Below are 17,557 nucleotides of genomic sequence, written 5' to 3' on the forward strand. Positions count from 1 at the left end.
AGCCCTGTTGCGAAGGGGGCTTCAAGGGGCAGAACGCGTCGGAACCCGGAAAAGAAAACGGGCAGCGCCGAAACGCTGCCCGTTGTCCTGGCCAAAGGAGGAGGCTATTGCTTCGCGGACTTGACGTCGCCGTCGGCACCGAAGCCCATCGTGTAGCCCATCGAAACGTGATGGAAGCGACCGGTGGCATGGTCGGCATGGATGGCGACACCGAACGGCGTCGCCTTGCCCTCGGCGAGAGGGCCGGAGAGCTTGCGCGTGAAGGTGACCGTATAGGTGTCGCCGGCCTTGCTGCCTTCCGCCTTGACGCCGGCGGTGCCGCCTTCCATGTTGCGCTTGTCGGTCACCGAGCCATCGACCACCTTGGCACCCTTGGCGCTCTTCCACTGCATCAGTTCGTAGGCGCCGTCCTTGGTGTACTTCGTCTTCTTGTCGTCCGCCCCCGGCATGGTGCGTGCGTCGCTGTGGCAGGTCGCCCAACAACCAACCTGCGCGCCTTGCGTTACCTTGTCGCTGGGGAACATGACGGCGACCTTGACATCGTTCTCCTTGTCGGCCGGATCGACGCCACCGGCCGGTGCCTTGAAGGTCAGGCGGATATAGGCGTTATCCTTGTCGTAGGCGCTCTGCACGCTGACCGGGAAACTCATTGTCTTCGGCGCGCCCTTGGGCTCGAGATCCTTGCCGGCAAGGCGCTTCATGTCGAAGTTGAGGCCACCCTTTTCCTCGTGGCAACCCACGCAGGTTTCGCCCTTGTTGATCCCGGTACGACCGCTATGGTCCGATTTCTTCATCACCCACTCGATCGGCGTCACGCCGGCGTGGAACACCTGAATGTCGCGTTTCGGAACCTTGCTCCAGTCGGGAGCAGCAGCCTGCGCGAACTGCGCACCGGAAACCAGCAACGCGCCGAAGAGGGCAAGGGAAACGCTCGTTCTTTTCATGACAAACTCCACTCAAGTAGTAGGTATTGATGCGGTCATCGCCGGCCAGGGGTGGCCCGGGTTTCTGGTCAGCGCCTGGCCGTGGATGGGATCTCGCCGGTCGTGTTCAGCGGGCCTACTCGTCTTCCTCTTCCGGCATGTTCTTTGGCTTCCTGTGCGCAATGCCCTTGTGGCAATCGATGCAGGTCTTTTTCTCGTCCTGACCGATCTTGTGCATCTTCGAGGCGCGCGCCTTCTGCTTTTCGATATCCATCGCCGAGAACGAATTCCGGCATTCGCGCGAATCGCTCCCCTTCATGCGCTCCCATTCGTGGCCCGCCAATTCGAGGCGCTTGGCCTCGAACTTCTCGGGAGTCGAGATCGTCCCCATGATCTTGCCATAGACCTCCTGGCTCGCCTGGATCTTGCGCATCATCTTGTGGCCCCAGTCCCTGGGCACGTGACAGTCGGAGCAATAGGCGCGGACGCCGGTGCGGTTGCTGTAGTGAATGGTCGTCTTGTACTCCTGATAGACGTTGTCCTTCATCTCGTGACAGCCGATGCAGAACTCGAGAGTGTTGGTTGCTTCCATCGCCGTATTGAAGCCACCCCAGAACAGGATGCCCGCGATGAAGCCGACCGACAGCAGGGCCAATAGCGAGTACTTGGCACTTGGGCGTTTGAGTGTTGCCCAGAAACCTGAGCCGTTATCGGACACGATGCTTCCCTCCCCCTGAGATTTCCACGCCTTCTGCCAAACGCCGAGGCTGGCGAGAGTCTAGCGGATCAGCCGATGCCGACGGTTTGATCTAGGTTAACAAATGGGAAAGTCGCGTCGGCGCTTGTCGCCCAGGGTGGTCAGGATCTCAGGGCTGCATGTTGTCGATGGGCAGGCGCAGATTCTGGCTGCCCGGCTTGACGCCCTTGAGGGTGCCGAGGATGTCCCCACGGGAACTCTGCGCCAAGCCGGCCAGCCGGCATGGTTGCCGGCGTCGGTACCTTCGGGGAAACGCTCCATGGCCTTGCAGGAGCAGGCGAGTCTATCCAGCATTGGCTGTGCTCGGGATTCTTCCTGGCTTTCTCTACCAGGTCGGCGACAATCTCCGCGATCTGCTGTGGCGGCAAGCGCGCGTGGACTGCCGCGCAGCGCATCGCCGGCAGCGGCGGGCAACGGGACAAGGAGGAACAGAACGCCCGGTCCGAACCACAGTAGCAGCGTCGTTTCGTTCAGTGGCAGCAGGTAACGGCATTAGGCGTCTGTCTTGGGATCCCCTACGCCAACAACCGAGAGGGACGAAGCGCCGTGGAGCGGAGGCAATGGTCCGTACCGAACATCCCGAATGTTTCTGTTCGATCGGAATGCATGAGGACGGGCGAGGAAGGCCTTCATGCCGACGCCCGGTTGCGTCAGGAAGACCGTTCCCGGAGGTGCCGCAGACCTGGCAAGAGCACCGGAATGTCGCTCTGGATGATGCTCCACAAAGTATCGTTGTCGATTCCCAGGTAGCCGTGAATCAGCCGGTTCCGGGTGGCGATGATCAGCCGCCACGGCACCTGTGGATTGGCAGCCCGTACGGTGTCCGGGATGTGAGTTGCAGCCTCGCCGATCAGTTCCAGATTGCGCAAGGTGGCGTCGTAGTTCAACTCATTGACGACGAACGCCGTCTGGTCGAGTTGGGCGGTGTAGGCGATCACCTTCTCTGCAAAGCCGATCATGTCGTCGACGTAGAACCGCCATTCGCGCGCTGGCCGCTCAGACATGGACGGCTTCTTTCTCGACGAATGGACGCAGCTCGGGGCGCAAAGCCTTGTCGGTCACCAGATCGATCGGCGCGCCGAACAGGTCTTCGAGGTAGAACTGAACGCCAAAGTAGCGCTCGGACGTAGCCGGACCATCAAAGCTGACGAGCACGTCAACATCACTGTCGTTCCGCGCCGCGTCGCGTGCGGTTGATCCGAACAGCGCAAGTTCCGTCACTCCGTAGCGAGCAGCCAGTATGGGTTTGCTACGCGTGAGCAGCTCGATGGCGAGTGACCGATTCACTTCTGTCTCCATGCAATCCGGTAAATCAGCGTCATCAGGGCTGCACTTGGTCGATGAGCAGGCGCAGATTCTGGCTGCCCGGTTTCACGCCCTTGAGTGTGCCGAAGAGGTCGCCACTCGAACTCTGCGCGATGCCCGCCTTGGCGATGCGTGCCTCGACGCTGACTGTCCTGAAGTCCGATATCTTCCGGCCGCCGCCCAATGCCATTGAGTCGTCGAAGCGAAAGCGCAGGGGCAGGTCGGCAACCGTGGCCCGCATGGCGGCGAGTGGCATGCGCGGACCGTCCTCGGCGCGCGCGAAGACGAAGAGTATGTCGTTCGGTTTGGCCTGACCGGCAAGCTTGCCGCTCAGGGTCACTTCGCCGCTGACGGCGCCGGCGCCGGCATTCGGTTTCGTGCCGGGTTTGTCGCCGGCCGCCTGGGCCGCGGCGATCTCGCGCGCTTTGGCTATCGCCGCCTCGAGCGCGCGCGCTTCTTCGGATCCGGGTTCGAGTTGGGCGAGCAAGCGTGCCCAGTAAGTGGCGGCGGCGGCGAACTGCTGGCGGTCGCTCGCCGCCGCGCCGGCGAGCAGTAGCGCCTGCGGTTCGTCCGGGTCGATGCTGAGCGCACGTTCGACCAGTTCGCTGGGCTTGCCCTGGAGGCTGCCGCCATGACTCCGGCTGAGAACGTCAGCATAGTCGCCGAGCAGCGCCGCATCCTGGTCCACGAGTGTACCGGCACGGCTGTAGGCTTCGGCAGCTTCGGGGAAACGCTCCATGACCTTGTAGGAACGGGCGAGCATCACCCAGCCCTGGCTGTCATCGGGATTCTTCCTGAGTTTTTCGACCAGACCGGCGACCATTTCCGCGATCTGCTGTGGCGCCAGCCGTGCCTGCCGCTGCAGCGGGTCGAGCGCACGCGGACTGCCGAGCAGCGTATAGCCGGCAGCGGCGGCCAGCGGGATGATGACGAGCAGCGCGAGGGCAGTCTTGCGGCCACCCGAGTCGTTCCCTGCCGGGGTTGTGGTCGCTGGCTGGACCTCGTCGAGCAAGCGGCGCTGCAACTCGTTTCTGGCCGAAACGAAGTCGGCCTCGGCGAGCAGGCCGTCGTTGCGCTCGCGCTCCAGTTCGCTGATCTGGTCGCGGAAAACCGCCAGATTGGCTTCGCGACGGTCGGCGGTGCCTGATGCTCGCGGCGCACGCCAGAGCGGCGGCAACAGAAGTGCGATGACGGCGACGACGAGCAGCGCCGCGACGATGATGAAGCCGGTCATGAGAGTCCTTGACGAGAATCCGTGTCCTGCAGCAGCGTGTCTGCCTGACGCTGTTCGTCGGCGGTCAGCGGCGTGTCGCTGATGGCCCGGTCACGGCGGCGCAGGTAAAGCACCAGCGCGGCGAGGCCGCCGACGAACAGAACGCCAGGCCCGAACCACAGCAGCAGAGTCGTTCCCTTGAGTGGCGGCCGATAACGGACGAAGTCGCCGTAGCGGCTGACCATGAATTCCATGATCTCGGCGTCGCTTCGCCCGTCCTTGATCAGCGTGCGGATCTCGCGCCGCAGGTCGTTGGCCAGTTCCGCGTGTGAACCGGACAGCGATTCATTCTGGCAGACGAGGCAGCGCAGTTCGGTGGAGATGGCGACCAGCCGCTTCTCGGTCACCTCATCCTCGGCGAGGGGCTGGGCTTCCCCGGCGTGCAGGCCGCCCGCGCCGAAGCTTCCCAGGGCGACCAGCAGAACGATCAGCCAGCGCCTCATTTCGACAGCTCCGCCAGCAGCGGCAGGATCTTGCCGGAGTAGACCTCGGGGGTGATCGGGCCGGTGTGCTTCATGCGGATGATGCCGGCCCGGTCGATGACGTAGGTCTCCGGCACGCCATAGACCCCGTAGTCGATGCCGACGCGACCGTCGATGTCGAGTGCCGACAGCGCATACGGATTGCCGTGTTTGGCGAGCCAGGCGGCGGCACGCTCGATCACCAACGGTTTTTCCGCTCCGGCGGCGACCTTGTCGATGTCGATCGCGCCATCACCACGCACCTCCTTGTAGTTCAGGCCGATCAGCGGAACAGTCTGGCGTTTCGCCAGTTCGACGAGCACCGGATGTTCCTGCCGGCACGAAACGCACCACGATGCCCAGACATTGAGCAGCCAGACCTTGCCGAGCATGTCTTTCGGCGAAAAAGTCTGCTCCGGCGCTGCCAGTTGGGGCAGCGCGAAGTCGGGCGCCGGTTTGCCGACCAGCGGCGAGGGTACGTCGCGCGGATTGAGGTTGAGCCCGACGGCGAGCAGGGCGACGAGAACGACAAAGCCGATAAGTGGCCAGAGGAAGCGGTTCATGGGTGTTTTCTCAGGCGTTCTGGGCCAGCGAAACCGGTGGCGCGGGCGAGTGGGCGGCTGCCTTGACCCGGTAGCGGCGGTCGGTCATGGCGACCAGGCCACCAAGCGCCATCAGTACGCAGCCGCCCCAGATCCAGTCGACAAAGGGTTTGTAATAGACGCGAACGGCCCAGGCGGCATCCGGCCTGGCCTTGTCGATCGGTTCGCCAAGCGAGACATAGACGTCGCGCAGTAAGCCGGTATCGATCGCTGCTTCGGTCATCGGCATCGACGAAGCGACGTAGAAGCGTTTTTCCGGGAACATCTTGCGGATCGTCCGGCCCTCGCTGACGAGGTCGATGTCGCCGACCAGCGCCCGGTAGTTCGGCCCCTGCGCCGGACGTACGCCGTTGAAGCGGAAGGTGTAGCCGCCGACGCTGACCGTATCGCCGATTTCCATCTTGACGTCCTTCTCGGCCTGATAGGCGCCGACCATCGTCACGCCGACGATGAACACGGCGATACCAAGGTGCGCCAGATGCATGCCGAAGAAACTGCGCGGCTGCCGGCGTGCCGCGGTGAAGAACGACTGGCCGGCGCGTGTCGAGCGCACCCGGTCGACGAAATTGAGCAGCGCGCTGAGAACGATCCACGCCGCCAGCAGGAGGCTCAGCGCCACCAGCGGTTTCCACTCGCCAAACACAAAGGGTGCACCGACGCCGACCAGCGCCGCCGCCAGGAAAGCCCAGCGCAGGGTACGCGCCAGTTCGCCGACGCTGGCCTGTTTCCAGCGGGCAAAGGGCGCGACGCCGATCAGGAACGCTGCCGGCAGCATAAGCGGTACGAAGACGGCGTCGAAGTAGGGTGGGCCGACCGACAGCTTGCCGGCGCCGAGTGCGTCGATCAACAGCGGATAGAGGGTGCCGAGGAGCACCGATGCGCAGGCGACGACCAGCAGCACGTTGTTGGTGAGCAGCAGCGACTCGCGCGAGAGCAGCGCGAAGCGGCCACCCAGCCCCACCTTCGGCGCACGCCAGGCAAACAGCGCCAGCGAGCTGCCGATGACGGCCACCAGGAAGACGAGAATGAAGATGCCGCGGCGCGGGTCGGTGGCAAAGGCATGTACCGAAGTCAACACGCCGGAACGGACCAGGAAGGTGCCGAGCAAGGAAAGCGAGAACGCCGAGATCGCCAGCAACACGGTCCAGTTCTTGAAACTGCCGCGCTTCTCGGTCACCGCCAGCGAGTGCACCAGCGCCGTGCCGACCAGCCAGGGCATGAACGATGCGTTCTCGACCGGATCCCAGAACCACCAGCCGCCCCAGCCGAGTTCGTAGTACGCCCACCACGAGCCCAGCGCGATGCCGAGGGTCAGGAAAACCCATGCCGCCGTCGTCCACGGTCGCGACCAACGCGCCCAGGCGGCGTCGAGCTGGCCTGAAAGCAGTGCGGCGATGGCGAAAGCAAAGGCGACCGAGAAACCGACATAGCCCATGTAGAGCATCGGTGGGTGAAAGATCAGCCCCGGGTCCTGCAGCAGCGGGTTGAGGTCGCGCCCCTCTTCGACGGCCGGCAGAACGCGCTCGAAGGGGTTCGAGGTGAGCAGGATGAAGAGCAGGAAGCCGGCGGTAAGCAGCGCGAGAACGCCGAGCACGCGCGCGACCATGGGCGCGGGCAGCGCTCTCGACAGTCCGGCAACGGCCAGCGTCCACAGCACCAGCATCACCACCCACAGTAGCAGCGAGCCTTCGTGGCCGCCCCAGACGGCGGCAACGCGGTACTCGAGCGGCAGCAGCGTGTTCGAATGCTGGGCGACATAGACCACCGAGAAATCGTTCTGGATGAAGGCGGTGGTCAGGCAGCCGAAGGCGAACGCCAGCAGCAGTCCCTGCGCCGCCGCCGCCGGGCGGGCCAGCGCCATCCATGGTTGGCGATTGGTGTGGGCGCCGATCAGTGGCAGCGTACCCTGCACGAGGGCCACGCAGAGCGCGAGAATGAGCGCAAAGTTGCCGAGTTCCGGGATCATGAGCGTGTCGTCCGCATTACTGCTTGATGGTCTTGGCGGCGGCTTCGCTAGCCGCCTTGTTGGCTGCTGCCCGCTGGTGCGCGTCGCCGACGGCCTTGGCGGCCTCCGGCGGCATGTAGTTCTCGTCGTGTTTGGCCAGGACCTCGCTGGCGGCGAAGACGCCATCTTCGCCCAGCCTGCCTTGCGCGACGACCCCTTTGCCCTCGCGGAAGAGATCGGGCAGGATCCCCTTGTAGGCTACCGTCATGTCCTTGTCGGTGTCGGTGACGACGAAGCGCAGCGTCACTCCGTCGGCCTCGCGCTGCAGGGAGCCTTCCTTGACCATGCCGCCGATGCGGAAGTTCTTGCCCCTGGGGGCTTCGCCGGCGGCCACCTGGGTTGGCGAGAAAAAGAACACCAGATTGCTCTGGAAGGCATTGAGCACCAGCGTGGCGACGATGCCCAGAATCGCCAGACCACCAGCGATCAGGGCGAGGCGCTTGTGACGAGGTTTCAACCGTGACTCCTGCGCGTTGTGGTGAGGGGTTCGCTGGCGGCGCGGGCTTCCGATCTCTCGGCGCGGAGTTGTCGCTTGAGGCGCGCGACCAGTTTCTTCCGACCCCGCCGCAGCAGCATCGGTTCCGCCACCATGAGCAGCGCCATGACCGCGACCGATCCCCAGACGTACAGACCATGGTTGCCCATCGCCAGAAAATCGCCAAGGCTGTTCCAGTGCATGGGCCTACTCCCTTTCGCCGAGCAGGGCGCGCACCCAGTCGGTGTGCCGCTCGCGCTCGAGCATGATCGTGCGCACGCGCATCAGGGCGACCGCGATGCTGTACATCCAGCAGGCGAGTGCGCAGAGCAGCATTCCCCAGAGCATCATCGCCGCCATGCTCGGCGCTTTCGTCAGGCTGACCGAAGCCCCCTGGTGCAGCGTGTTCCACCACTTGACCGAAAAATAGATGATCGGAATGTTCACCACACCGACCAGCGCGAGGATCGCGCCGGCCTTGTCGGCCCGGCGCGGGTCGTCTATCGCCGCCTGCAAGGCGATGAAGCCGATATACAGGAAGAGCAGGATCAGCTCGGATGTCAGGCGTGCGTCCCAGACCCACCAGGCGCCCCACATCGGCTTGCCCCACAGCGCGCCGGTCCACAGCGACAGGAAGGCGAAAAGGGCGCCGGTCGGCGCCAGCGCGGAGGCCATCATTCCCGACAGGCGCGTGTTGAAAGCCAGACCGGTGCCAGCCCAAAAGGCCATCACCAGGTAGATGAACATCGACATCCAGGACGCGGGCACATGCAGGAAGATGATTCGATAGCCCTCGCCCTGCTGCGCGTCGGTCGGCGCGAGCAGGAAGCCGATGCTCAGTCCGGCGACGCCGAAAATCGCGGCCAGCGCCCAGAACCACGGGATCAGCTTGCCGGCAAGCGGGTAGAAGGTCTGCGGGCTGGCGTATCTGAACCAGTTGATCACTCGGTTACTCATCGTTGGCTGCCGGGAATCATTCCAGGGCGATCCTCAGGGCCGCGGCAGTCGGCCACGGCGCAAAAAACACGCCGCCGAGCGCCAGGGCGCCGAGCAGCGACAAATGGGCCTGCGGGCCAAGCCCGCTGACCGTCGCGTCGACCGCGCCGGCACCGAAGATCAGCACCGGAACGTAGAGCGGCAGGACCAGCAGCGACAGCAGCACGCCGCCACCGCGCACCCCCAGCGTCAGTGCTGCGCCTATCGCGCCGATCCCGGAAAGCGCCGGCGTGCCGATCAGCAGCGACAGCGTCAGTACCGCCAGCGCGTCGTTGGCCAGATCGAACTGGATTCCCAGCACCGGTGCCAGCAGCACCAGCGGCAGGCCGGCGACCAGCCAGTGCGCGATGACCTTGCCGAACACGATCAGACCCAGGGGCTGCGGCGCCAGCGCCAGTTGTTCGAGCGTGCCGTCGCGATGGTCGTCGGCAAACAGCCGCGGCAGCGACAACATCGTCGCCAGCAGTGCAGCGACCCACAGGACTCCCGGCGCCAGCTTGCGCAATTGGTCCGCATCCGGCCCGACGCCGAGCGGGAAGAGACTGACGACGATGATGAAAAAGAACGTCGCCGCGACGATGTCGGCCTGTCGCCGCATCGCCAGTCGCAAGTCGCGGCCGATGACGGCGCGGATCAATACTAGCATTCTGTCAGCGCGTGGCGAGCGTCGCCGGCTTCCTCGGTGCCAAGCCAGAGCTCGCGTACGGCTCCCGCCGGCACCGCTACCGACTGGTGGGTGGTGAGGACCGTCAGTCCGCCGCGCTGCAGATGGGCGCCGATCAGTCGGGCGACGAGGTCGACGGCCGCCGTGTCGAGTGCGACATAGGGTTCATCGAGCACCCACAGCGCGCGCTTCTCATGCACCAGGCGGGCCAGCGCCGCGCGGCGTTTCTGCCCCTGCGACAGATAGCGGCAGGCGAGGTCCTCGCGGCCATGCAGTCCGACCTGTTCGAGAGCATCGAGTGCCGAGTCCTCGTCGAGCGCCTCCTGCGCCAGTCTGGCCGCAGACAGAAGGTTTTCGAGTGGCGTCAGTTCCTCCTTGATCGCGTTCTGGTGACCGAGGTAGCACAGTTCGCTGCGAAACTCCTCGCCAAGCTTGCGGATCGGCTTGCCGCGCCAGCGGATCTCGCCGCTCGCTGCTGGCGTCATGCCGCACAGCATGCGCAACAGGCTTGTCTTGCCCGAGCCGTTCCTGCCCTGCAGATAAAGCATTTCGCCGCCATCCAGGCGGAAGCTGACGCCGGCAAACAGGCGGCGCTCGCCGCGTACGCATTCCAGTTTCGAAGCTTCAAGCATGCAGGGGTAGATCGCGCAAGTGACCGAGGCCGGCGAGGGCGTATTGTGAAGGCGGGAGTTTAGCCCCGGATTGATCGAAATCAAAATCGATTCAAAGGCTTTTAGTAGTCTCTTGAGATATTTTCGGGGAGTGTGGCGTGGAAGCGGGGTCTCTGCAGCTATCGCTGACGTGGGACGGGACGCAGATTGTTGCGGCCCGCGTCGCTTCGACCCGGCCGCCGGTGGCACGTGCCTTGCGCGGACTGCCGGCGGCGCGGGTTCTGGAAGTGGTTCCCCGCCTGTTCAGCCTCTGTCGCCACGCGCAGGGAGCGGCCGCACGGCTGTCCCTGCAGGCGGCGCGTGCTGAACCAGCGCGACTCGACGCCAGGCTGGATCTGGGGCTGAACGTTGCGCTCGAAGCGATTGCCGAGCACCTCCACCATCTCCTGATCTCCTGGCCACAGATGATCGGTGTGCCTTGCCGGTCCAACCCCGGCCGGGAACTCGCGTTCTGGCGCAGGCGCCTGCACGGCGCCGTCGACGCGACGACCGCCGCGGCCCTGGCAGGTGAACTCACGACCTGGCTGGACGAACTGCACTCGCCGCAGTTCGATGACCTCGCCAGCGCTGATGCGGTGGCTTTGTTGCCTTCGCTCTCGGCCGCCGGGTGGGCGCCACAAGTCGACAGTGAGGCCTTTGCCGATTTGCCGACCTTTGCCGGTCAGCCGGCCGAAACCGGCGTGCTTGCCCGGCACGCTGGCCAGGCCGGGGTGGCTGCCTTTCTCGCCAAGGGTCGGCGGGTACGCGCGCGGCTGCTGGCGCGCCATGCCGAGCTGCGCTGGCTGGCGCAAGGCCTGGCTGACCTGACCCGCGTCGGCACTCTCGTGGACGCGGCGACGGTGGGCGAAGGCTGCGGGCTGGCGCGCGTCGAAACGGCGCGTGGAACCTTGCTGCACTGGATCGAACTCGCCGGCGACCGCGTCGGGCGCTATCTGATCGTCGCGCCGACCGAATGGAACTTTCATCCGCAAGGCGCTTTTGTCCGCGAGATCACCGGCTGTCCGGTGGCGACGCACGCCGACGCCCTGCTCGCGGCGGGCCGCCTGGCCCTGTCGCTCGATCCTTGCGTTCCCTACGCGTGGAGCATCGACGATGCATGAAATGTCACTGGCTGTCGGCATCCTGCAGATTGTCGAAGAGGCGGCGCGGGCGCAGCGTTTCCAGCGCGTACGGTCAATTGTGCTGGAAATCGGCGAACTCTCGGCGGTCGAACCCGAGGCGATGCGCTTCTGTTTCGACGCCGTCAGCCGCGGCACGCTGGCCGACGGCGCCGAACTGGATGTAATAACTGTGGCGGGCCAAGGTTTATGCTTTAATTGTAACAAGACGGTGCCGCTCGCGGCATTGTACGACCCCTGCCCAGCCTGCGGCGGTCACCCGGTTCAGCCGACCGGGGGAACCGAGATGCGGGTCAAGGAGCTGGAGGTCGAATAACAACAGGAGACAGTACGATGTGTACGACATGCGGTTGTGGTGCCGGGGAAGCACGCGTCGCCGGCAAGGCTTTGTCCGAGAAGGAAGAGACGCGTGCTGAGGGTACGGTCCACGCGCCGCCCGAGGGCCCGGCCGGGGGGGAAGCAGGGGTCGCTGCGGCGGCAATGCGCTATAGCGCCGTCGATGGCGGCACTGGCCATTCCCACCCGCACGCGGGCGGCAAGCCGCACAGGCACGCTCACCACACGGCTGTCCACGAGCATACGCACGGCCACGACCACGACCATGAACACGATCACCTTGCCGCGTTTGCCGACGGTCAGGGCCCGGCGGGCACGGACGTGTCGGGGAGGCGAGAGTCGCGGATGGTGCAGATCGAGCGCGACATTCTCGCCAAGAACGACTCCTACGCGGCAGAGAACCGTCATCGTTTCGACGAGCAGGGGATCTTCGCCCTCAATCTGGTGTCGAGTCCCGGTTCGGGCAAGACGACCTTGCTTTGCCGGACCATCGAAATGCTGAAGGCGAGGGTGCCCATCGCCGTCGTCGAAGGAGATCAACAGACCAGCCGCGACGCCGAGCGAATCCGCGCGACCGGCGTCCCCGCGATTCAGATCAATACCGGCAAGGGGTGTCATCTCGACGCGCACATGCTGGGTCACGCGCTGCACCAGTTGTCGCCGGTGGACGATTCGCTGCTGATGATCGAGAACGTCGGCAATCTCGTCTGCCCGGCGGCTTTCGATCTTGGTGAGGCGCACAAGGTAGTGATCCTTTCGGTCACCGAAGGAGAGGATAAACCGCTCAAGTACCCGAACATGTTCCATGCCGCCTCGCTGATGCTGGTCAACAAGATCGATCTGCTGCCGTACGTGAGCTTCGACGGCGATCTGGCGATCAGCTACGCGCGGCAGGTCAACCCGGCGCTACAGGTGATTCAGGTGTCCGCGACTACCGGCGAGGGTCTTGCCGAGTGGCTGGCGTGGCTGATGGCCGGTTGCGCCGCCCGACAGGAGAAAAAACAAGCGACCATGGCTTCGTTGCGGCGACGAATCGCCGAACTCGAAGCCATGCTCCCTGCTGCTGCGCGAGGCTGACATGTCGAACGCCATCGTCTGTCAGAACATCCGCGTCAGCGGAGTGGTTCAGGGAGTCGGCTTTCGCCCCTTCGTCTGGCGGCTGGCCAGGGAACTGGGCCTCGCCGGCTGGGTTCGCAACGACTCGCGCGGGGTCGAGATCGAGGTGCGCGGCGCGGCCGCCAAGGTGAGAAGTCTCACCGAACGGCTGGAACAGGAGGCGCCGCCGCTGGCCCGCATCAATTCGGTAGTCTCCCGTGAGACGGCCCCGGCCTACCCTGGCGACGATTTCGTGATCATCGACAGCCGCAGTGGTCGGGCGGCGACGATGATCGGGCACGACACGGCCGTCTGCCGCGACTGCCTGACGGAAATGTTCGACCCGGGCAACCGGCGCTGGCGCTATGCCTTCACCAATTGCACCAACTGCGGACCACGCTACACGATCAGCCGTGGCCTGCCCTACGACCGGGTGCGTACCAGCCTCAAGCCCTTCGCCTTGTGCCCCAAGTGTCAGTGCGAGTATCGGCGACCCGAAGACCGGCGCTTCCACGCCGAGGCCAATTGCTGTCCGAAATGCGGCCCGCAGCTTTTCCTTCTCGATGCCGAAGGGCACCGGCTCGCCGACGACCCGATCGCCGGCGCACTGGCCCTGCTGCAGCAGGGCAAGATCGTCGCCATCAAGGGGCTGGGAGGCTTCCATCTGGCTTGCGACGCACGCAACGCGGTGGCGGTTGCCGTCCTGCGCGAGCGCAAGCAGCGCGACGAGAAGCCTTTTGTCGTGATGCTGGCCAACGCTCCATCGGCCGCTCGGCTGGTGCAGATGGGAATCGGCGAACCGGGATTGATGACGCTGCCGACGCGCCCGGCGATCCTGCTGCGCAAGCGCGGCAGTTGCGACGAGGCGTTGCCCGGGGTGGCGCCGGGACTGGCCTGGCTCGGTGTCATGCTGCCATACACGCCGTTGCAGTTCCTGCTCTTTCACGAAGCGGCGAAGCGCCCGGCCGGTCTCGGCTGGCTGGAACGGTCGCAGGATTTGGCGCTGGTGATGACCAGCGCCAATCCCGGTGGCGAGCCGCTGGTGATCGGCAACAGCGAAGCCTTGCTGCGCCTGTACGGAATCGCCGACGCTTTCCTGATGCATGACCGCGACATCGTCACCCGCTGCGACGACAGCGTCGCACGAATCACCACCGGCGGTCTGCAGTTCATCCGTCGTGCCCGTGGGTATACGCCGCGGGCGATCAAGATGCCGGTCTCCGGTCCCTCGGTGCTGGCTGTCGGTGCCTGGTTCAAGAACACGATCTGCGTCACTCGCGGCGACGAGGCTTTCGTTTCGCAGCACGTTGGCGATCTCGACAATGCCTCGGTGTGCAATTTCCTCGAGGAATGTGTCGAGCAACTGGTCAAATTTCTTGGCGTCGAGCCGGCGATCGTCGCCCACGACCTGCACCCGGACTTTCACTCGACACGCTTTGCCGCTGATTTCGCCCAGCAGCGTCGCTTGCCGCTGCTGGGTGTCCAGCACCACCATGCGCACGCCGCCGCAGTGCTGGCCGAGCACGGCATCGAAGGCAGTACATTGGCGCTGTCGCTCGACGGTGTCGGGCTGGGCACCGACGGTGCGGCCTGGGGCGGCGAACTGTTGCGCGTCGATGGCGCGGCATTCGAACGTCTCGGCCATCTCGTGCCGCTGGCTCTGCCCGGTGGCGACCGTGCTGCCAACGAACCGTGGCGAATGGCAGCGGCGGCCTTGCACAGACTTGGCCGTACCCAGGAGATCACGGAGCGCTTTTCCGGGCAGCAAGCTGCGCCGGCAGTCGCGCAAATGCTGATCGGCAACATCCACTGCCCGCCGACGACCAGCATGGGCCGGATGTTCGATGCCGCTGCCGGGCTGCTCGGCGTGAAGGCCGTGATGGCTTATGAAGGACAGGCGGCGATGCTGATGGAGGGCCTGGCACAGAGCTACGGCGACATCCTGCCGCTCGATCAGGGCTGGCGAATCGAAGACGGCCGCCTCGATCTCCTGCCCCTGTTCGCGGTTCTCGCCGATGAAAGGAATGCCGAACGTGGCGCCGCGCTCTTTCACGCGACGCTGGCCGCGGCACTCGTCGACTGGTTGCGGGTCGTTGCTCCTGGTGAGCGAGCGGTTGCCGGCAGTGGCGGCTGTTTCCTCAACGAAGTCCTCGTGCGTGCCCTGCGCAGCCGGCTGGGTGCGCAGGGAATTCAACTCATCGAAGCCCGCCAGGTGCCGCCCAACGACGGTGGCCTAGCTGTCGGGCAGGCCTGGGTGGCTCTACAGCATCTGGTAGGTCGCCAGGGGAGCGCGGGCGAATGTGCCTAGCGCTTCCCTGCCGAGTCGTCGAACTGCGGCCTGACGACATGGCCGTGATCGACATGGCCGGTGTCGGCAAGGAGATCTCGCTGGCACTGGTGGACGATGTCGTGGTCGGAGACTATGTGATCGTGCACGTCGGCTACGCGCTGACCCGGCTCGATCCCGATGAGGCCGACAAGACGCTGGCGCTCTTCGCCGAACTCGGCGAAGCGGCCCTGCAGGAGACCACAGCCGGTTGACGCGGTGGCGTAGGTTGGGGTTCGTTCCTCACCACCGACACGTTCAGATTGGCCACGGCACCGCGCCACGCGCATCAGGGGATTGGAGGGGTCTCAGGAAATGCGATTGCCCAGAAGCGAGCACGCCGGCAGATGAGGTTCATCGACGAGTTCCGGGACGGCGAATTGGCCAGAGGTCTGGCGGCGGCCATTCGGCAGCACGCGCGCGGCGATCGCGACTATCATTTCATGGAGTTCTGCGGCGGGCACACGCACGCCATCTCGCGCTACGGCGTTACGGATCTTCTGCCAGGTCACGTGCGCATGATTCACGGTCCCGGCTGTCCGGTTTGCGTGCTGCCAATCGGCCGCATAGACATGGCGATTCGCCTCGTTCGCGAAGCCGGCGTTACCTTGTGCAGTTACGGTGACCCGATGCGCGTACCGGCGTCGGGCGGCTTGTCGCTGCTCAAGGCGAAAGCGGCGCTGGGCCGCGCCGGCGTTGGCGGCGACATCCGGATGGTCTACTCGGGCGCTGATGCACTGACCCTTGCGCAGCGGAACCCGCAGCGTCAGGTAGTCTTTTTCGCCATCGGCTTCGAAACCACGACGCCACCGACGGCGGTGCTCATCAAGCAGGCGCGGGCGCTCGGCCTCGGCAACTTCTCGGTCCTCTGCTGCCACGTGCTGACGCCATCGGCGATCGCCAGCATCCTCGAATCGCCGGAAGTCCGTCAATGGGGCACCGTTCCCCTCGACGGCTTCATCGGTCCGGCGCACGTGTCGACGATCATCGGCACGCGCCCTTACGAGTTCTTCGCCGAGGAATACCGCAAGCCGGTCGTCATCGCCGGCTTCGAACCGCTCGACGTGATGCAGGCCATCCTGATGCTGATAGAGCAGGTCAACAGCGGTCGGGCGGTCGTCGAGAACGAGTTTTCGCGCGCCGTGACGCGCGACGGCAACCGCAAGGCGCAGGATCTGGTCGCCGAAGTCTTCGAACTGCGCCGCTCGTTTGCCTGGCGAGGACTTGGCGAACTGCCCTACAGCGCCTTGCGGATCCGCCGGGAATTTGCCGACTTCGACGCCGAGCGCCGCTTCGCCGTCGGCTACGAGGCGGTGGCCGATCATCCCGCCTGTGAGTGCGGCGCGATTCTGCGCGGCGTCAAGCGACCGCAGGAATGCCGCATCTTCGGCAGCGTCTGCACGCCGGAAAACCCCATCGGCTCGTGCATGGTGTCATCCGAGGGAGCCTGCGCGGCGCACTACTCGTTCGGCCGTTTTACCGATCTGGCGGAGGCGCCGTGAACGGCGTGCGCAAGGGCTATGTGCGGCCGCTGGACCTCCGGCAGGGTCGTGTCGACATGACACATGGCAGTGGTGGTCGGGCCATGGCGCAACTGATCGAAGAGCTGTTTACCAGTCGGCTCGGCAATGCCTATCTGGGGCAGGGCAACGATGCGGCGGTGTTACCGATCCCGCCGGGTCGACTGGTGATGTCAACCGACGCGCACGTCGTCTCGCCGTTGTTCTTTCCCGGCGGCGACATCGGCTGTCTGTCCGTGCACGGCACGATCAACGATGTCGCGGTGATGGGCGCGACGCCGCTCTATCTGGCGGCCAGCTTCATTCTCGAGGAGGGCTTTCCGCTCGGCGATCTGGCGCGTATCGTCGAGTCGATGGCCGCCGCCGCCGGCGACGCGGCGGTGCCGGTGGTCACCGGCGACACCAAGGTCGTCCAGAAGGGAATGGGCGACGGGGTCTACATCACGACCACCGGCGTCGGCGTCGTCGCCGAGGGCCAGGAGCTGTCCGGCGACCGCGCCCGACCGGGTGACCGCATCATCGTCTCCGGCAGCATCGGCGAGCATGGCATGGCGATCATGGCGCAACGCGAGAGTATCGGCTTTGCGGCGCCCATCGTCTCCGATACCGCGGCCCTGCACGGCCTGATTGCCGCCATGCGCGCGAGCGGAGCGGCGATTCGTGCATTGCGCGACCCGACGCGCGGCGGCGTCGCCACGACGCTCAACGAAATTGCCCGCCAATCGGGCGTCGGCATGATGCTGCAGGAAAGCGCACTGCCGGTGCAGGCCGAGGTTGCGGCGGCCTGCGAGTTCCTTGGCCTCGACCCACTGTACGTCGCCAACGAGGGCAAGCTGCTGGCGATCGTCGCGCTGGAAGACGCCGATTCGCTGCTCGCGGCGATGCACGCGCATCCGCTCGGCCAACGAGCGGCCCTGATCGGCACCGTCCATCGGGACGCGCAGCATTTCGTGCAGATGACCACCGCCTTTGGCGGCCGGCGCATCGTCGACTGGCTGACCGGCGAGCAGTTGCCGCGTATCTGCTGAGC

At 65.3% G+C, this 17,557-nt stretch carries 20 protein-coding genes; 7 read left to right on the forward strand and 13 right to left on the reverse strand.

The genetic code is table 11. The annotated features are described in order from the left end of the window. Nucleotides 1-104: 104 nt before the first annotated feature. The 13 genes from CAP2UW1_RS03580 to ccmA form a co-directional block, all read right to left on the reverse strand. Nucleotides 105-944: an ethylbenzene dehydrogenase-related protein gene (locus tag CAP2UW1_RS03580; RefSeq protein WP_015765310.1), complete on the reverse strand. Its 840-nt coding sequence runs from the start codon at nt 942-944 to the stop codon at nt 105-107. 115 nt (nt 945-1,059) lie between these two features. After that, a complete protein-coding gene (locus CAP2UW1_RS03585) occupies nt 1,060-1,641 on the reverse strand; it encodes a NapC/NirT family cytochrome c (RefSeq protein ID WP_015765311.1) in 582 nt (193 codons plus the stop codon). Nucleotides 1,642-2,330: 689 nt separating this feature from the next. Next, nucleotides 2,331-2,684: a HepT-like ribonuclease domain-containing protein gene (locus tag CAP2UW1_RS03595; RefSeq protein ID WP_015765312.1), complete on the reverse strand. Its 354-nt coding sequence runs from the start codon at nt 2,682-2,684 to the stop codon at nt 2,331-2,333. After that, nucleotides 2,677-2,967 carry a nucleotidyltransferase family protein gene (locus tag CAP2UW1_RS03600; protein WP_015765313.1) on the reverse strand — a complete coding sequence of 97 codons (291 nt, stop codon included), beginning with the start codon at nt 2,965-2,967 and terminating at the stop codon, nt 2,677-2,679. Before CAP2UW1_RS03600 ends, CAP2UW1_RS03595 begins: the two co-directional genes overlap by 8 nt. A gap of 34 nt (nt 2,968-3,001) precedes the next feature. Then, nucleotides 3,002-4,219: a c-type cytochrome biogenesis protein CcmI gene (ccmI, locus tag CAP2UW1_RS03605; protein ID WP_015765314.1), complete on the reverse strand. Its 1,218-nt coding sequence runs from the start codon at nt 4,217-4,219 to the stop codon at nt 3,002-3,004. After that, complete coding sequence (locus tag CAP2UW1_RS03610) at nt 4,216-4,701, reverse strand: cytochrome c-type biogenesis protein (protein ID WP_015765315.1); 486 nt, start codon at nt 4,699-4,701, stop codon at nt 4,216-4,218. The genes ccmI and CAP2UW1_RS03610 overlap by 4 nt, the downstream gene beginning before the upstream one ends. Beyond that, nucleotides 4,698-5,282, reverse strand: coding sequence for a DsbE family thiol:disulfide interchange protein (locus CAP2UW1_RS03615; protein WP_015765316.1), 585 nt, complete (start codon nt 5,280-5,282; stop codon nt 4,698-4,700). The genes CAP2UW1_RS03610 and CAP2UW1_RS03615 overlap by 4 nt, the downstream gene beginning before the upstream one ends. A gap of 10 nt (nt 5,283-5,292) precedes the next feature. After that, nucleotides 5,293-7,287 carry a heme lyase CcmF/NrfE family subunit gene (locus CAP2UW1_RS03620; RefSeq protein WP_015765317.1) on the reverse strand — a complete coding sequence of 665 codons (1,995 nt, stop codon included), beginning with the start codon at nt 7,285-7,287 and terminating at the stop codon, nt 5,293-5,295. Between the two features lie 16 nt (nt 7,288-7,303). Then, nucleotides 7,304-7,783, reverse strand: coding sequence for a cytochrome c maturation protein CcmE (gene ccmE, locus CAP2UW1_RS03625; protein ID WP_015765318.1), 480 nt, complete (start codon nt 7,781-7,783; stop codon nt 7,304-7,306). After that, complete coding sequence (gene ccmD, locus CAP2UW1_RS03630) at nt 7,780-8,004, reverse strand: heme exporter protein CcmD (protein ID WP_015765319.1); 225 nt, start codon at nt 8,002-8,004, stop codon at nt 7,780-7,782. Before ccmD ends, ccmE begins: the two co-directional genes overlap by 4 nt. A gap of 4 nt (nt 8,005-8,008) precedes the next feature. Further along, complete coding sequence (gene ccmC, locus CAP2UW1_RS03635) at nt 8,009-8,758, reverse strand: heme ABC transporter permease CcmC (RefSeq protein ID WP_015765320.1); 750 nt, start codon at nt 8,756-8,758, stop codon at nt 8,009-8,011. A 16-nt stretch (nt 8,759-8,774) separates the two neighbouring features. After that, the gene (gene ccmB / locus CAP2UW1_RS03640; protein WP_015765321.1) at nt 8,775-9,443 is read right to left on the reverse strand and encodes a heme exporter protein CcmB; all 669 of its coding nucleotides are present in this window, start codon (nt 9,441-9,443) and stop codon (nt 8,775-8,777) included. After that, on the reverse strand, nt 9,437-10,093 hold the full coding sequence (gene ccmA / locus CAP2UW1_RS03645; protein ID WP_015765322.1) for a cytochrome c biogenesis heme-transporting ATPase CcmA: 657 nt from the start codon (nt 10,091-10,093) through the stop codon (nt 9,437-9,439). The genes ccmB and ccmA overlap by 7 nt, the downstream gene beginning before the upstream one ends. A 137-nt stretch (nt 10,094-10,230) precedes the next feature. Between ccmA and CAP2UW1_RS03650 the strand changes: the two genes are divergently transcribed. The 7 genes from CAP2UW1_RS03650 (at nt 10,231) to hypE (ending at nt 17,555) form a co-directional block, all read left to right on the forward strand. After that, a complete protein-coding gene (locus CAP2UW1_RS03650) occupies nt 10,231-11,232 on the forward strand; it encodes a nickel-dependent hydrogenase large subunit (RefSeq protein WP_015765323.1) in 1,002 nt (333 codons plus the stop codon). Further along, nucleotides 11,225-11,566 carry a hydrogenase maturation nickel metallochaperone HypA gene (gene hypA / locus CAP2UW1_RS03655; RefSeq protein ID WP_015765324.1) on the forward strand — a complete coding sequence of 114 codons (342 nt, stop codon included), beginning with the start codon at nt 11,225-11,227 and terminating at the stop codon, nt 11,564-11,566. Before CAP2UW1_RS03650 ends, hypA begins: the two co-directional genes overlap by 8 nt. A 17-nt stretch (nt 11,567-11,583) precedes the next feature. Next, entirely contained in the window at nt 11,584-12,663 is a 1,080-nt protein-coding gene (gene hypB / locus CAP2UW1_RS03660; protein WP_015765325.1) for a hydrogenase nickel incorporation protein HypB, read from the forward strand. 1 nt (nt 12,664) lies between these two features. Next, nucleotides 12,665-14,989, forward strand: coding sequence for a carbamoyltransferase HypF (gene hypF, locus CAP2UW1_RS03665; RefSeq protein ID WP_015765326.1), 2,325 nt, complete (start codon nt 12,665-12,667; stop codon nt 14,987-14,989). Beyond that, nucleotides 14,980-15,222 carry a HypC/HybG/HupF family hydrogenase formation chaperone gene (locus CAP2UW1_RS03670; RefSeq protein ID WP_015765327.1) on the forward strand — a complete coding sequence of 81 codons (243 nt, stop codon included), beginning with the start codon at nt 14,980-14,982 and terminating at the stop codon, nt 15,220-15,222. Before hypF ends, CAP2UW1_RS03670 begins: the two co-directional genes overlap by 10 nt. A gap of 132 nt (nt 15,223-15,354) precedes the next feature. Continuing rightward, nucleotides 15,355-16,509: a hydrogenase formation protein HypD gene (hypD, locus tag CAP2UW1_RS03675; protein ID WP_015765328.1), complete on the forward strand. Its 1,155-nt coding sequence runs from the start codon at nt 15,355-15,357 to the stop codon at nt 16,507-16,509. Nucleotides 16,510-16,565: 56 nt separating this feature from the next. Then, the gene (hypE, locus tag CAP2UW1_RS03680) at nt 16,566-17,555 is read left to right on the forward strand and encodes a hydrogenase expression/formation protein HypE (protein WP_081444270.1); all 990 of its coding nucleotides are present in this window, start codon (nt 16,566-16,568) and stop codon (nt 17,553-17,555) included. The last annotated feature ends 2 nt before the right edge of the window (nt 17,556-17,557 follow it).

This window comes from Candidatus Accumulibacter phosphatis, assembly GCF_000024165.1.
Lineage (GTDB): Bacteria > Pseudomonadota > Gammaproteobacteria > Burkholderiales > Rhodocyclaceae > Accumulibacter > Accumulibacter phosphatis.